At 73.0% G+C, this 15,225-nt stretch carries 12 protein-coding genes; 6 read left to right on the forward strand and 6 right to left on the reverse strand.

Going from position 1 to position 15,225, the window contains the following annotated elements; translation table 11 throughout:
- Positions 1 to 183: acyl-CoA dehydrogenase family protein (locus ACFYNX_RS33210; protein ID WP_351854426.1), on the forward strand; the 183-nt coding region annotated here is incomplete at its 5' end.
- A 60-nt stretch (positions 184 to 243) separates the two neighbouring features.
- On the opposite strand, the gene ACFYNX_RS33215 is transcribed toward ACFYNX_RS33210, so the two are convergent.
- A complete protein-coding gene (locus tag ACFYNX_RS33215; protein ID WP_365550901.1) occupies positions 244 to 1,527 on the reverse strand; it encodes an LCP family protein in 1,284 nt (427 codons plus the stop codon).
- A gap of 130 nt (positions 1,528 to 1,657) precedes the next feature.
- Between ACFYNX_RS33215 and ACFYNX_RS33220 the strand changes: the two genes are divergently transcribed.
- Entirely contained in the window at positions 1,658 to 2,191 is a 534-nt protein-coding gene (locus ACFYNX_RS33220; protein WP_121829844.1) for an acyl-CoA thioesterase, read from the forward strand.
- A 72-nt stretch (positions 2,192 to 2,263) separates the two neighbouring features.
- Here the strand turns inward: ACFYNX_RS33220 and ACFYNX_RS33225 are convergent, their stop codons facing one another.
- Positions 2,264 to 3,646 carry an LCP family protein gene (locus ACFYNX_RS33225; protein WP_388667212.1) on the reverse strand — a complete coding sequence of 461 codons (1,383 nt, stop codon included), beginning with the start codon at positions 3,644 to 3,646 and terminating at the stop codon, positions 2,264 to 2,266.
- Between the two features lie 265 nt (positions 3,647 to 3,911).
- On the opposite strand from ACFYNX_RS33225, the gene ACFYNX_RS33230 reads away from it, so the two are divergent.
- Positions 3,912 to 4,931, forward strand: coding sequence for a glycosyltransferase family 2 protein (locus ACFYNX_RS33230; RefSeq protein WP_365550907.1), 1,020 nt, complete (start codon positions 3,912 to 3,914; stop codon positions 4,929 to 4,931).
- A gap of 82 nt (positions 4,932 to 5,013) precedes the next feature.
- Here the strand turns inward: ACFYNX_RS33230 and ACFYNX_RS33235 are convergent, their stop codons facing one another.
- The 4 genes from ACFYNX_RS33235 to ACFYNX_RS33250 all read right to left on the reverse strand — a co-directional run bounded on the left by ACFYNX_RS33235 (position 5,014) and on the right by ACFYNX_RS33250 (position 11,150).
- A complete protein-coding gene (locus ACFYNX_RS33235) occupies positions 5,014 to 6,783 on the reverse strand; it encodes an LCP family protein (protein ID WP_388667217.1) in 1,770 nt (589 codons plus the stop codon).
- A gap of 50 nt (positions 6,784 to 6,833) precedes the next feature.
- Positions 6,834 to 8,603, reverse strand: coding sequence for an LCP family protein (locus ACFYNX_RS33240; RefSeq protein WP_388667220.1), 1,770 nt, complete (start codon positions 8,601 to 8,603; stop codon positions 6,834 to 6,836).
- 284 nt (positions 8,604 to 8,887) lie between these two features.
- Positions 8,888 to 10,123, reverse strand: coding sequence for an LCP family protein (locus tag ACFYNX_RS33245; RefSeq protein WP_388667223.1), 1,236 nt, complete (start codon positions 10,121 to 10,123; stop codon positions 8,888 to 8,890).
- Positions 10,124 to 10,397: 274 nt separating this feature from the next.
- Positions 10,398 to 11,150 (reverse strand): TIGR03089 family protein, encoded by a 753-nt coding sequence (locus ACFYNX_RS33250; RefSeq protein ID WP_365550919.1) that lies wholly within the window; start codon positions 11,148 to 11,150, stop codon positions 10,398 to 10,400.
- Positions 11,151 to 11,287: 137 nt separating this feature from the next.
- Between ACFYNX_RS33250 and ACFYNX_RS33255 the strand changes: the two genes are divergently transcribed.
- The 3 genes from ACFYNX_RS33255 (at position 11,288) to ACFYNX_RS33265 (ending at position 15,211) form a co-directional block, all read left to right on the forward strand.
- A complete protein-coding gene (locus tag ACFYNX_RS33255) occupies positions 11,288 to 12,997 on the forward strand; it encodes a peptidoglycan recognition protein (protein ID WP_388667227.1) in 1,710 nt (569 codons plus the stop codon).
- Positions 12,998 to 13,103: 106 nt separating this feature from the next.
- Positions 13,104 to 14,186 carry a sugar phosphate nucleotidyltransferase gene (locus tag ACFYNX_RS33260; RefSeq protein WP_388667230.1) on the forward strand — a complete coding sequence of 361 codons (1,083 nt, stop codon included), beginning with the start codon at positions 13,104 to 13,106 and terminating at the stop codon, positions 14,184 to 14,186.
- 50 nt (positions 14,187 to 14,236) lie between these two features.
- Complete coding sequence (locus ACFYNX_RS33265; RefSeq protein ID WP_388667233.1) at positions 14,237 to 15,211, forward strand: DNA-3-methyladenine glycosylase family protein; 975 nt, start codon at positions 14,237 to 14,239, stop codon at positions 15,209 to 15,211.
- Positions 15,212 to 15,225: the final 14 nt, after the last annotated feature.

Genomic DNA, 15,225 nt, shown 5'->3' on the forward strand with positions numbered 1-15,225 from the left:
GCCAAGTGCTTCGCCTCCGACGTCGCCATGGAGGTCACCACCGACGCCGTCCAGCTCCTGGGCGGCTACGGCTACACCCGCGACTACCCCGTCGAACGCATGATGCGCGACGCCAAGATCACCCAGATCTACGAAGGCACCAACCAGATCCAGCGCATCGTCATGGCCCGCAACCTCCCGTAGGGACGGCGGAAGGGCGCCCCCGTCACGTGACGGGGGCGCCCTTTCCGTACGCCCGGAGGGTCAGCGGTTCGACTCGACCGTGACCTTCTCGTCGTTCCTGATCTGCTCCACCAACTGCTTCACCTTCGGCATGTCCCACTTCAGGGACCCCTGCGGCGCGGAGCCCGCGATCGGCATGTTCATGGACCTGCCGTCGCCGCCGCTGATGCCCTTCATCGCGAAGAACATCTTGCCGAGGTCGTACAGCGACATGTCCTTGTCCACGACCAGCGTGTCCAGACCGGCGCCCAGCGTCGGGTACAGCGCGAACGGGTTGAGGATCGTGCCCGGCGTCGCCGCCTGGTTGGCCAGGGCGGAGAGGAACTTCTGCTGGTTCTTCGTCCGCGCCAGGTCCGACTCGGCGAACGCGTACCGGGTGCGGACGAAGGCCAGGGCCTGCTCGCCGTTGAGGGTCTGCGTGCCGGCCTGGAAGTCCGCGCCGGACTTCTTGTCCTTGAAGCCCTTCTCGATGTTCAGCTCGACGCCGCCGAGCGCGTCCACGATGTTCGCGAAGCCGGCGAAGCCGATCTCCGCGTAGTGGTCGATGCGCAGGCCCGTGTTGTACTCCACGGTCCGCACGAGCAGCTCGGGGCCGTCCATCGCGTAGGCCGCGTTCAGCTTGGAGCCGCCGCGCGCCGCGTACTGCTTGCCCGACTCGGAGCCGACGAACGACGGGATCGTCACCCAGGAGTCGCGCGGCAGCGAGACCATCGTGTTCCCGCCGGAGCAGGCCGCGAGGATCATCATCGAGTCGGTCCGCTTGCCCTCGGCGGAACCGGTGTGGAGCTTCTTCTTCTCCTCGGCCGACATGCCCTCGCGGCTGTCGGAGCCGACGATCAGGTACGTGGTGCAGTCGCCCTCGGAGGGGCGCTCGATGACCTTGGAGAGGTCGACCTCGTTGCGCATCCGGGAACTCGCCCAGGCGTACGTGCCGATGCCCCAGGCGGCGACGGCGACGACCAGGACGATCGAGCCGACCTTGATCCGCTTGCGCCAGTCCGGGGCGGGACCGGTGCCGGAGCCGCCGGGCCTCCCGGGCGTGTACTGCGGGGGGATGCCGCCCCGGCCGTCACCGCCGCCGCCCTGGGCGCCGCCGTAGACCTGGCCCGTGTTGTAGCCGGAGTCGTAGCCGGTGCCCTGCGCCTGCGTGAAGCTCGGGTCGTGGTCCCGGCCGCGGCCCTGGTCGTAACGGGGCGGCTGCTGCGGAACCTGCGGGCGCTGCACGTGGCTCATCCTGCGGGGACCCTCGGGCTGGGGGTTCGCGGGGCCGCGGCCGTATCCGCCGTCATCGGGCCAGTCATTCATGTGGACCAGTGTGCCGGGCAGGGGTTTCCCCGCGACAGGGCGGGTGGAGGATCGGGGCGGTGCTGTTGCCAAGCTGATGCAAAGCGGACCGGACGGGGGCGTCGCCAGGACCCGGCATAAGGTGGAGGGCATGACAGATCAGGGCGACATCCCGGGCAAGCCCACCTCGGCCTCCCGCACCACCCTCAGCCACATCATGACCAGCCACGACACCAACCTCCTCGGCACGGTGCACGGCGGCGTGATCATGAAGCTGGTGGACGACGCGGCGGGCGCCGTCGCGGGCCGGCACTCGGGCGGCCCGGCCGTGACCGCCTCCATGGACGAGATGGTCTTCCTGGAGCCGGTCAGGGTCGGCGACCTGGTCCACGTGAAGGCCCAGGTCAACTGGACGGGCCGGTCCTCCATGGAGGTCGGCGTCCGGGTCATGGCCGAGCGCTGGAACGAGTCCACGCCCGCCACCCAGGTCGGCTCGGCCTATCTGGTCTTCGCGGCCGTCGACGCGGAGGGCAAGCCCCGCCCGGTCCCGCAGGTCGTCCCGGAGACGGAGAAGGACAAGCGGCGCAACCAGGAGGCCCAGATCCGCCGCACCCACCGCCTGGCCCGCCGCCAGGCGATCAAGGAACTGAGGGAACGGCGCGTGGCGGAGGGGTACGAGGACTGAGGGGTACGGGCCCGGCGCCCGGCTACGGGCACACCGCCCAGTCCCCGGCGTGACCCCCGCCCCCGCCCCGGGCTACGGGCACACCACCTGGTCCCCGGTCACCGCCTCGAACGGCGTCTCCGGCTCCTCCGCCCGGACCGCCCGCACCCCCTTGTAGTCCGCCCCCACGATCACCCGCAGCGTCCCGCCCCGGCCCGTCACCGCTTCGAGCCGCGCGCCCGGCACGGCCGCCGCCAGGGACTTCGCCGAGCGGTCCCAGCGCGGGTCGTACTCCACGACCGTGTGCTCCCGCTCCGCCCCCGGCGCCGTCCTCGGGGTCCGGGTGGTGGCGAAGCCGGTCCCGCGCAGCGCGTCGTCGACCTTCCGGCCGAGGCCGTCCGTCCGGGTCCCGTTGTGGACCTGCACCCGGATCGTGTCCGGCGCCACGTCCACCACGACGTCCTTCGGCGCCTTCGCCGAGGCCGCCGACGCCGCCGCCTTCTGCGGGGCGATCGGCCGGTCCTCCCGCAGCGCCTGGAAGAGCTGCTGCGCCTTCGCCGCGTCCCACTTCACCGTCGAGCCGATGCCCTTCACGGGAAAGCTCACGTCCCCGACCGGCACGGACACGAACTCCGACGACGCGGGCGTGAAGCCGCGCATCGCCTTGGACAGCGACAGCATCTGGTCCGTGCCGAAGCCCTCGTCGGCCCGTACGGAACTCAGCATGCTCGTGGCCACCGCCCGGAACCGCACCGGGTTGAACAGCACCCCGCCGCTCGTCACCTGCTCCACGAGCGCCGCCAGGAACTTCTGCTGCCGCTGCATCCGCCCGATGTCGGCGGCCCCGTCGACGTGCCGGGAGCGCACGTACTGGAGGGCCTGCCCGCCGTCCAGCTCGTGGGTGCCGGCGGCCAGGTCGAGCCCGGTGTACGCGTCCTTCAGCGGCTTCGGCGTGCAGATCCGCACCCCGCCGACCGCGTCCACGGTCCGCATGAAGCTGGTGAAGTCGACCTCCAGGTAGTGGTCGATCTTGACGCCGGTCATCGACTCGACGGTCCGCACGGTCAGCGCGGGCCCGCCCTCCGCGTAGGCGGCGTTCAGCTTCACCGGGTGCGCGTGGTGCCTCTCGCCGCTGGTGAGGTCGGTGTGCTCGGGCATCTCGGCGTACGAGTCGCGGGGCAGGCTCACCACGCTCGCCCGGTCCCGGTCCTGCGAGACGTGCACCAGCATCACCGTGTCGGTGCAGTTGCAGGGCGCGCCGCCGAGCCGGTACTTCGCCCGCTCCTCCGGGGTGATCCGGTCCCGGCCGTCCGTGCCGACGACGAGGACGTTCATCCCGTGCCCGGCCTGCGGCCGGTTCTTCATGTCCTTGAAGGGGTCGACCCGGGTGAGCCCGGTGTCCAGGCCGGTCATCAGGGCGTGCCCGATCCCGCCCGCCGCGAGGACCGTCACGGAGAGCGCCGTCGCCGTCCGCACCCCCCACCGGGACCGCCTCCGCGGCCGGCGCGCCGGTACGCGGCGGGCGGCGGGCCGGGGACGGGGCGGGCGGGGCGGTGTGGGCACGGACGGACACCTCCGCGGGTGGGACAAGGGGGCCGTGAGCACCGTAGGCCCATACGATCAGCGCAAGGGAGCGCCACCCGGGCGGCGCGCACCCGTGTCCCCCGTTCGCGGTAACGTGGCGGGCGAAAACACCGTCTCCGTCTCGCGGGGGACGCCTCCCCCGCACCGCCGAGGAACCATGCTGCCCCCCGTCTCCGTGATCATGCCGGTCCTCAACGAGGAGCGGCACCTGCGCAACTCCGTCCGCCACATCCTGGAGCAGGAGTACGAGGGCGAGATGGAGGTGGTGATCGCGCTCGGCCCGTCCACGGACCGCACCGACGAGATCGCCGCCGAGCTCGTCCGCGAGGACCCCCGCGTCAAGACCGTGCCCAACCCCACCGGCCGTACGCCCGCCGCCCTCAACGCGGCGATCGGGGCCTCCCGGCATCCGATCGTGGTGCGCGTCGACGGCCACGGCATGCTCTCCCCGAACTACATCGCCACCGCCGTGCGGCTCCTGGAGGAGACCGGCGCGCAGAACGTCGGCGGCATCATGCACGCCGAGGGCGAGAACGCCTGGGAGGACGCGGTCGCCGCCGCGATGACCTCGAAGATCGGCGTCGGCAACGCCGCCTTCCACACGGGCGGCGAGGCGGGCCCCGCCGAGACCGTGTACCTGGGCGTCTTCCGGCGCGAGGCCCTGGAGCGCCAGGGCGGCTACAACGTGGAGTTCATCCGCGCCCAGGACTGGGAGCTGAACTTCCGGATCCGCGAGGCGGGCGGCCTGATCTGGTTCTCGCCGGAGCTGCGCGTCCAGTACCGTCCCCGGCCCTCGGTGAAGGCCCTCGCCAAGCAGTACAAGGACTACGGGCGTTGGCGCCACGTGGTGGCCCGCTACCACCAGGGCTCCATCAACCTGCGCTATCTGGCCCCGCCGACCGCCGTCTGCGCCATCGCCGCCGGCGTGGTCGTGGGCGCCCTCGTCACCCCGCTCGGCTTCGTGGTCCCGGCCGGCTACCTCGCCGCGATCACCGCCGGCTCGGTCCCGGCGGGCAAGGGCCTCCCCCTCAAGGCCCGCCTCCGGATCCCGGTCGCCCTCGCCACCATGCACATGTCCTGGGGGTACGGCTTCCTCACCAGCCCCCGCTCCCTCGCGAAGAAGGTCATCGCGAGCCGCCGCCCGGCGGTGACGGCGGGGGAGACGGAGACGGTCTGACGACCGCGACCGCACACGGCGACGGCCGGGCCCTTCTCCGGGGCCCGGCCGTCGCCGTGTGCGGGGAGGGAGGGGGAGCGGGTCAGCTCTTCCCGTCCCACTTGTAGACGGAGTAGATGTCCATGCAGTCCGCTTTGTCGTCGGCGCCCTCGGGCAGGTCGCCCGCGGTGTGCGTCGGCCTCTTGTAGACCGTGCCCTCGCGCCAGTCGGAGCCGACGATGAGCTTGATGCCCTCGGCCTTGGCGTCGATCCGGACCGCGGAGTCGGGCAGTCCGAGGGCCTTGGCCACCGACTGGGCGTTCGCCTTGCCCTGCTCGCCGTCGCCCTTGGGGTAGACGACCACGGTGTCCTTGCGGGGGCCGCCCTCCGTGGAGGACTCGGCCTGCGTGAAGCCCTTGGCCCGGAGGGCCTCGGCCAGGGCGCGGGCGCGGCCCTGGACGGCCGCCTCGCCGTTGCCGTCGGTGCCGTTGACGATCGTCACGCCGAAGGAGCCGGGGGCGTCGGCGGGCGTCGTCGGCTTGGCGGAGGCCGTCGGCTTCGGCTTGGCGCCGGCCTTGTCGCCGTTCTTGTCGAAGGCGATGTCGTCCCGGATCATCGTCCACATCTTGTCGGCGGACGACGGGACGAGCTGGAGCCACTCGTTGGGCCGCTGCGGGTACGCGACGGTCGGGACCGTCGCCGTGGTCAGACGGTCGAGCTTGACGTTCTTGAGCTGCATCGACAGGTCGAAGAGCTTCTTCACGCTCTTGATCTCGTCGGAGACCTGGAGGGCCCGCGTGGCGGTGTCGGCCAGGCCCATCAGACGGCCGGTGTCGGTCCAGGCGTTCTGGCTCTGGAGCTTCTTCATCATGCCGTTCATGTACATGTGCTGGGCCTTGGCACGGTTCTGGTCGCTGCCGAACGCGTGCCGGGTGCGCAGCCACTGGAGGGCCTGCTCGCCCTGGACCTCGGAGGTGCCCTCCTTCAGCTTCAGGCCGGACCCGCCCTTCACGACCGCGTTCGACTTGTCCCACACGCCGGTCTTCACGCAGACCGGGACGCCGCCGACCTCGTCGGCCATCGCCACGACACCGGCGAAGTCGACCATCATCCAGTGGTCGATGTAGACCCCGGTGAGGTTCTCCCAGGTGGTGAGGGTGCAGCCGGGGCCGCCGCGCTGGAGGCTCTCGTTGATCGGCCGGTTGGTCGTGGCCTTGTAGGTCGTGCCGTCCTTGTCCTTGCACTCGGGGATCGGGACGACCGTGTCGCGCGGGACGGAGACGATCGAGGCGTTCTCCCGGTCCGCCGAGATGTGCAGCAGCATCTGCACGTCGGCCAGGGGCTTGCGGTCCCGGTCGTTCTTGCCGCCGCCCAGGGCGACGTTCTTCTCGTTGGCCCGGTCGTCCGAGCCGATCATGAGGATGTTCAGCGGGGTGTCGCCCAGCGCGTTCGGCGCGGCCTTCTTCACGCCGCTGTTGCCGCCCGCGCGGCTGCCGCCGCGGATGTTGCCGTTGAGGTGCTCGTAGTACAGGTATCCGGCGCCGGCCGTCCCGAGTATCAGCACCGCCAGGGTGATCGCCACCCAGCGCAGCGCCTTCCGCTTGCCGGCCTTCTTGCCCGTGCCCTTCTTCCCGGCGCCCTTGGGGCGCCGGCGCGAGCCGCCGCGGCGGGAGCCGCTACGCGCGTCACCGGCCGCCGCTCCGCGCCGCCGCTCCGCGCGGGTCGTCCCGTCGGGGGACCCGGCCTCCCCGGCGGCGCCGGTCTCGGCGCCGGTCGCCTCGCCGGCCCCGTGCAGGTCGTCGTCCCAGCCCAGTTCACGGGCGCGCGGGACGTTCCCCCGCGTTCCCTCCCCGCGCACGCTGTTCTGTCCCACCCCAGGTCCCCTCGTGGATCAGGAGTGCGCCGGGACCCGGTGTTTCCGGGTCACTTGGCGCACACCTGCTTGTCGGCTTCTACCTTCTCGACGTCCGGCGCCTTTGCCGGACCGGTGACGGGCACCCCCGCGCCCTTGAAGTCGGCGCCGAGGACGAGCGTCATGGGCTCGCGCTCCCCGGCGTCCTGCGTGCCCGGCTGGAGAGCCGTGGCGGGCAGGCCCATCAGGTCCGCGAGCTTGCGGGCCTGATCGGCCTGGTTCGGTGCGTAGGTGAGCGTGGTCTTCGCCGCCTTCTCGGGGGCGTTGCTCTTGTTGGTCGAGCGGGGCACGCCCTGCTCGTTCTGGAGCCAGAGCAGGGTCGCCTGGGCCGCCCCCCGCACGCCGCTGCCGTTGTAGACGTCGACGCGCACGTCGGCGGCCTGGGCCCGGGGGCCCTGGAGGAGCTTCGCCCGGGCCTGTGCCTGGGCGTTCTTGGCGTCCTGCTGCTTCTTCTTCACCTCGGTGAAGGAGACGTCGTTCTGGATCATGCCGAAGACCTGCGGGGCCTTGACGGGATCGAGCACCACCGTCGCCCTCCTGGCCGGCGGCTCGTCCGGGTTGTCGATCACCGGGACGGTCATGAAGCTGATGTTCTTCAGGTCGACCTTGCCGATCTCCTTGGCCAGGGAGGTCAGCTTCAGGGCGCTCCCTATCCCCTTGTCCACGGTGAGCGCCTCGGTCGCCGCGTTCGCGACCGAGAGCAACCGCGTCGGGCTGCCCAGGGTGTCTTCCTTCAACTGGCGCATCATCGACGCGAGGAACTGCTGCTGCATCTTGATGCGGTCGAGGTCGCTCTGGTTGCCGAGGCCGTGGCGGTTGCGCAGGAACGCGAGGGCCTGCTCGCCCTGGATCCGGTGCTCGCCCGCCGACAGGTCGAGCTTGGAGTAGTTCATGTCCCGGATGGGCTTGGTCAGACAGACCTCCACGCCGCCGACGGCCGCCGACAGCGTCTTGACGGCGTTGAAGTCGACCATCATGAAGTGGTTGATCCCTATGCCGGTCATCTCCTTGACCGTGCGCATCGTGCAGCCGGGGTCACGGCCGTTCACGCCGAACGACTCGTTGAACTTGGTCCTCCCGACCGAGCCGGGGATGACCTTGGTCGACCCGTCGGGCTGCTTCGTGGGGCAGTCCGGGATCTCGGTCTTGAGGTCCCGGGGGATGCTCAGCGCCGTCGCATTGGTCCGGTCCTCGGACACGTGGATGAGGAACGTGGTGTCGGCGTGTCCGGTGACGTTGCTCTTGTTCCCGTAGCTCTCGTTCCCCTCACCGGTCCGCACGTCGTTGCCGATGATCAGGATGTTGAGCGGGCCGTCCATGCCGGGCGCGCCGACGGCGGCGTCGCCGACGTCCACCGTGCCGATGTTGCCGTTGAGCTTGTCGTAGATCAGGTACGCGCCGGTGGCGCCGGCCACCAGGACGACGGCCATCGTGCCGCCGGTCCACAGCAGGACCTTCTTCTTGCGGGAGGCGCCCTGCTTGGGCCTGCGGCGGCTCGTGGGCGTCTGGCGGCCGCCCCGGCTCTGCTCGGGGACCCGGCGCCGGCGCTGGCCGGGGACGGGGGCCTCGGCCGCGGCGTCCCGCTTCGGGGGCCCGGAGGCGGTGCCTCTTCCGGAGGCCCCGGTCGCGGCGGAGGCGGACGAACCGCGGGAGGGGGACGGAACCGCCGACTGCCCAGCGGAGCGGTCCAGTCGCAGTTCGTAGTTGCCCGTCTGCGGGTTGAGCACCCACTGGTCGGCGGGGTCGATCTCGTCCGCCCGTCCACGGCTGTGCGCGTCCACGGTTACTCGAGTCCTCCGTCGGTGCCACGCGGGGCGCCCTCCCCACGGGGCGCCGCTCTCTCGGTCGTTTGATCCCTGGTGAGGTGTGACGACCACGTGGTCGGGGTACACCGGATCGGGTCACAGTATCCGCCCAGTTCAGCGCGGGGCGACGCCCGTGACAAATTCCACGCCCCTTACAACCGGGCAATGCGCCCAAACCACACCGCTCCCTTCCCTCCCCTTGGGGCGCCCTTTACCCACCCTTCCCGCGGCCCGCGCCCCGTCCCCCGGCACGCCTCCGGTCAGGAGCACGTCCCTTCCGCCGCGCTCCGCCCGGTGAACGTCGGCGTCGGGGCGGGGCTCGGCGGGGCCTCCGCGTCGTCGGGCTTGCGGTCCTCGTCCTTCTCCCCGGGCTCCACCACCACGGGCCGGTCCTCCCGCAGTTGCCGGAAGAGCTGGCTCGCGGCGGGCTGCACCAGTTCGTCCCGGTTCGCGTTGTACGTGTACGGGCGGCGGGGGACCGTGAGGAACTGCACCCGCTCGGTCGGGATCGCCCGCATCGAGCGCGCCAGGTCGTACAGGTCCCGCAGCGAGTCGAGCCCCGCGTCGGTCGTGATCGACCTGGTGGCCGCGTCCAGGACCGGATAGAGCCTGGCCGGGTTCAGCAGGACCCCGTTGCTCTGCACCTTGTTGACGAGCGCGCCGAGGAACTGCTGCTGCCGGTCCATGCGTTCGGTGTCGCTGCCGTTGCCGAGCGACTTCCGGGCGCGTACGAAACCGAGGGCCTGCTCCCCGTGGAGCGTCTGGCGCCCCGCCGGCAGCTTCAGGTGCGCGTCGGCGTCGTCCACGGGCTCCTTGAGGCAGACCTCCACCCCGTCCACGGCGTCCACCATCTTCTTGAAGCCCTGGAAGTCGATCACCATGTGGTGGTCGACCCGCGTCCCCGTCAGCTTCTCGACGGTACGGATCGTGCACGCCGTGCCGCCGACCTCGAAGGCCAGGTTGAACTGCTCGAACTGCTCCCGGGTGCGGGACCCGTCGGGCTTGCGGCAGCTCGGGACCGTCACCATCAGGTCGCGGGGCAGGGAGACGGCGGTCGCGCTCCCCTTCCCCGCCGCGAGGTGCAGCAGGATCACCGTGTCCGAGCGCTGGGTGCCCTTGTCCCTGCCGTACCGCTCGTTCCCCTCGCCGGACCGGGTGTCCGAGCCGATGAGCAGGATGTTCCGGGCGGCCGACGCACTCGCGGGCGGCCGCTCCTTCTCGTACCTGCGCAGCTCGTCGGCGGCGGTGGTGTCCGTGGTGATGTTGCCGTCGAGCTTGCGGTAGAACCACCAGCCCGCCCCGGCCGCGCCGAGGACGACGACCGAGACGCCGAGCGCCGTCCAGCGCAGCCAGTGGCGGCGGGGCTTCCCGGGACCGCCGTCCTCCGCCCCCTCCGGGGCGCCGGCCGTCGCGTCCCCGGCCCCCGCGTCCCCCGCCGCCCCGTCCTCGGGCGCCGGGGGGTCCGGTTCGGCGGGCGTGCCTGCGCGGTCCGTCACGTCTGCGTTCCGTCCTTCGTGGCGTCGGCGGCGCGCCGGACGGCCGCCGGCCGTGGAAGGAGCCGGCCGGGTCCGACGCGTGGTGGTGCGGAAGGAGACGACTCCCCCCGGCCGATCATCCACCGGACCGGGCGCCCGAACCCGGGGACCCGGCCCGTCGCTGGGCCGAACGGGTGCGGTTCCACCGGGTCGCACGACGACGAAGGTCACACGGCGGTGGGGCTCACGCGGCGGTGGGGCTCACACGGCGGTGGGGCTCACGGAGCGGTGAGGCTCACAGGGCGGTGTCCGTCACCCGCTCGCTCTCCACCCGCTTCTCGAACGCCTCGGGCGCGAGCCGGTCCAGGTTCCGGCACAGGACCACCGAACCGCCGGCGGCGAGCGGCGCGTACAGACCGGTCGAGACGCCGGTCCAGTCGCCGTAGCCGAGCCCGGAGAGCAGCCGGGACCCGGGGGCGAGACCGAGTGCCGCCGCGTCCACGCGGGCCTGCTCGACGAGCTGGACGCCACTGCGTTCCGTACCGTCGACGACCAGGGCGGGAGCGTCCGGATCGACCGGTACGAACGGGGCGAACCGGTCGCCCTGGCTCGGCACCTCGACCGCGTAGTCCGCGTAACCGGCGGGCGCGGCGGGGAAGCGGCGGCCCAGCGGCGCCAGCGAGAGCGCGATCCGCTCCCCGGAGCAGGCGAGCCCCGCTTCGAGCGTCTCCGGGCCCGCGACCACGACGTCCGCGCCGGCCGGGTCGCCGCCGAGCTCGGCGGTCACGCCCACCGAGGAGCAGGCGAGCAGCCAGACGGCGCTCTGCCAGTGCGCGGGCAGCAGCAGCGCGACCCGGTCGCCGGGTCCGGCGGACAGCTCGCCCTGGATCAGGTTCGCCGTCTTGGCCACCCAATTGGCGAAGGTGGCGACGGACAATTCCACCCGTTCACCGGTGGCGTCGTCGTAGAAGGTGACCAAGGGGCGGGCGGGGTCCGCGGCGAGCGCGGATCGCAGCAGGTCGGCGGGGGTGCGGTCGCTGGCGTTCACGCCGGACAGCGTACGCGGCGGGGCCCGCCGGGGTCCGCCGTACCGGTGACGCCGTCCACCGGTCGGACCGATCGGCCGCCGCTTTCCGGACGGTGTCCCGCCGCGCGGAACGGCCCGGCGGTACGCACGATCGGCCCATGCGTGCCTCACTCGCCTCCTCGATCGCCGTCACCTGCGCGGCGGTACTCGCCCTGCCGGTCTCCCCCGCCGCGTCCGCGGCGGCCGAGGTGCTCGCGCAGCCACCGGCGGCCTCCGCGCTGCCCCCCGCGCCCGACCTCTCGGGCTCCACCCAGTCCCTGCCGCTCGGCCCGCTGGGCCCCTCCTCACGGGCCGGCGGCCCGGGGGAGCAGGGACTCACCCGACGCGACGTCAAGCCCTTCTCGCTCGTGGGCGTGGTCTGGGACGACCCCAGGGCCCCGCTGCACGGCACCGTGCAGGTCCGCACCCGGGCCACCGGCACCGACACCTGGTCGGAGTGGCAGGACGTGGAGACCCACAACGACGAACACGGCGCCGACCCGGACACGGCGGAGGGCACCTCCCGGGCGCTCCGCGGCTCCACGGCCCCGCTGTGGGTGGGCGACTCGGACGGCGTCGAGATCCGCGTACGGGCGGAGTCCGACGAGACGGGCGGCGCGGCGCCGCTCCCGGCCGGCCTGCGCCTGGAACTCGTGGACCCGGGGGAGGACCCCGGGGCGACGAGGGACAGGGACACGGAACCGGTCCTGGAGACGGAGCCGGGCACGGAGGTCGAACAGGCCGCGGCCACGGGGCCGTACGCCGGGGAGCCCGGGGACGGATCCACGGAGCCGGTGACGGAGCCGGTGCCGGAGGCGGCCCCGCCGCGGACCCGCACCGCCGTGGCGCCCGCCGTCGCGGCTCCGGAGGCCCCGCTGCCCCCGGCCCCGACCGCCCCTGTCGCACCGGCCGTCCCGGACCCGGCCCAGGCCGCCCCGGCCCCCCTGTCCCTCTCCGGGCTCCTCGCGGACCTGGACACGATCGGCTCCCGGCTCACCCCGTACCTCGCGCCCTGGCTCCCGCTCCTGCCGAAGGAGGCGGCCGACGCCGTGGCCCCGTACCTGCCCCCGTTCGTGCCCCGCACGCCGACGTCCGGGTCCGAGTCCGACGAACCGGCCCGGGATCCGGCCCAGGACCCGGCTCAGGAATCGGCCCAGGAGCCGGTCAAGCTCCAGGACCTGTCCGGGGTGCAGACGGCGGCCGAGGCGGCGGCGGCCGCGCCGTACGTCGGCCCCCGCCCCGCGATCATCACCCGCAAGGGCTGGGGCGCGGACGAGTCGATCCGCGAGAAGACCTTCGTCTACACGAACACGATCAAGGCGGCCTTCGTCCACCACAGCGCCACCGGCAACAACTACACCTGCGCCGAGGCCCCCTCCGTCCTGCGCAGCATCTACCGCTACCACGTGCTGAGCAGCGGCTGGCGGGACTTCGGCTACAACTTCGCCGTCGACAAGTGCGGGAACATCTACGAGGGCCGGGCGGGCGGCGTGGACAAGCCGGTGCTCGGCGCGCACACCCTCGGGTTCAACACCAGCACCATGGGCATCGCCGTCCTCGGCACCTTCAGCAAGACCGCCCCGCCGGCCGCCTCCGTGACCGCCGTCGCCCGCCTGACGGCCTGGAAGCTCGGCCTCCACGGCATCAACCCGGTCGGGACGGTGACCCTCACCTCGGGCGGCGGAAACCTGTACGCGAAGGGCACCAAGGTCAAGTTCCACGCCATCGCCGGACACCGTGACGGATTCGCCACGGACTGTCCCGGATCGCTTCTGTACGGCAAGCTCGGCACGGCCCGGACGAGCGCGGCGTCCTACCAGGGGAGGTAGCGGGGCCCGCCGGTGCGGTCGTCTGCATAAACTGACCGGTCATATCGCAGGGACGACCGGGAACGGGCGTGCCGACCGGCGCCGAACAGGAAGCAGAGACGACAAGGTGACAGAAGCGATCCTCCTGGTCGGTGGCAAGGGGACACGGCTGCGGCCGCTCACGGTCAACACGCCCAAGCCCATGGTCCCCGCGGCGGGCGTCCCCTTCCTGACGCACCAGCTCGCCCGCGCCCGCGCCGCGGGCGTCGAGCACATCGTGCTCGCCACCTCCTACCTGGCCGAGGTCTTCGAGCCGCACTTCGGCGACGGCTCCGACCTCGGCCTGAGCCTGGAGTACGTCACCGAGGAGGAGCCGCTGGGCACCGGCGGCGCGATACGCAACGTGGCCTCGCGCCTGCACTCGGGCCCCGACGACCCGGTCCTCATCTTCAACGGGGACATCCTCACGGGCCTCGACATCGGGGCCCTCGTCGACACCCACTCCTCCTCCGGCGCGGACGTCTCGCTCCACCTCACCCGGGTCGACGACCCGCGGGCCTTCGGCCTGGTCCCCACGGACCCCACCGGCCGCGTCACGGCCTTCCTGGAGAAGCCGCAGACGCCCGAGGAGATCGTCACCGACCAGATCAACGCGGGCGCGTACGTCTTCCGGCGCTCGGTCATCGACACCATCCCCACCGGGCGGCCGGTCTCGGTGGAGCGCGAGACCTTCCCGGAGCTCCTGGCCTCCGGCGCCCACCTCCAGGGCATGGTCGACTCCACGTACTGGCTGGACCTCGGCACCCCGCAGGCCTTCGTGCGCGGCTCCGCCGACCTGGTCCTGGGCCGCGCGCCCTCCCCGGCGGTCCCGGGCCGCTGCGGCGACCGCCTGGTGCTGCCGTCGGCGCGCGTCGCCCCGGACGCCAAGCTGACCGGCGGCACGGTCGTCGGCGCGGACGCGGTGGTCGGCGAGGGCGCCCGCGTCACGGGCTCCACGCTCCTGGCGGGCGCGGTCGTCGAACCGGGCGCGGTCATCACCGACTCCCTGGTCGGCGCGGGCGCCCGCATAGGCGCGCGTACGGTCCTCAGCGGGGCGGTCATCGGCGACGGCGCCCAGGTGGGCCCCGACAACGAACTCCGCGACGGCATCCGCATCTGGTGCGACGCGACCCTCCCGGCGGGCACGGTCCGCTTCTCGTCGGACCAGTAGGGGAAACGGGGCGGGCCCCGCACCGGACCCGCCCCGTTACGCTCGTCCCCATGGCCGGCCGCTTCCCCCAGAACCCCACCGCACCCGCACGGGCGACCGGCCGCACCCCCGGCCCCCCGCCCCGCACGCGCTCCCTCCCCCTCCCCCCGGGGACGGACCTCGCCCTCACCCTCGGCCCCCTCCGCCGGGGCCCCGCGGACCCCGCCTACCGGGCCGCCCGGGACGGCTCGTTCTGGCGGGCCAGCCGGACCCCCGAGGGCCCGGGGACCCTCCGGGTCACCGCCCGGGACGGCACCGCGGAGGCCCACGCGTGGGGCGAGGGCGCCGCCTGGCTCCTGGACCGCCTCCCGGCACTCCTCGGCACCGAGGACGACCCGACCGCCTTCGCGCCCCGCCACAGACTGCTCGCCGCGGCGCACCGCCGCCGCCCCGGCCTCCGCCTCCTGCGCACCGGTCTGGTCCTGGAGTCGCTGATCCCGTCGATCCTGGAGCAGAAGGTCACGACGGACGAGGCGTACCGGGCCTGGCGGCTCCTGGTGCGGACGTACGGGGAGCCCGCGCCGGGCCCGGTCCCCGACGGCATGCACGTCATGCCGGACGCGCGCGCGTGGAGCCTGATCCCGTCCTGGGAGTGGCACCGCGCGGGCGTGGACGACAAGCGGGCCGCGACGATCCTGCGCGTGTGCCGGGTGGCCCGCCGCATGGAGGAGGCCGCGGACATGGCCCCGGCCGACGCACGCGGACGCCTGGAGCTGATCCCGGGCGTCGGCCCCTGGACGAGCGCCGAGGTGGTCCAGCGCACCCACGGCGCCCCCGACGAGGTCACCACCGGCGACTACCACCTGCCCGGCATCGTCGGCTGGGCCCTCGCGGGCGACCGCACGGCCGACGACGCGGCCATGCTCGACCTCCTGGCCCCCTACGCGGGCCAGCGCCACCGGGCCGCTCGCCTGATCCTCCTCAGCGGCCGCATCCCGCCCCGCAGGGCGCCCCGCATGACCCCGGGCAACATCGCGGCCCTCTGACCCCGGTCCGGCCC

It is taken from the genome of Streptomyces sp. NPDC007872 (genome assembly GCF_042868165.1).
Classification (GTDB): Bacteria; Actinomycetota; Actinomycetes; order Streptomycetales; family Streptomycetaceae; genus Streptomyces.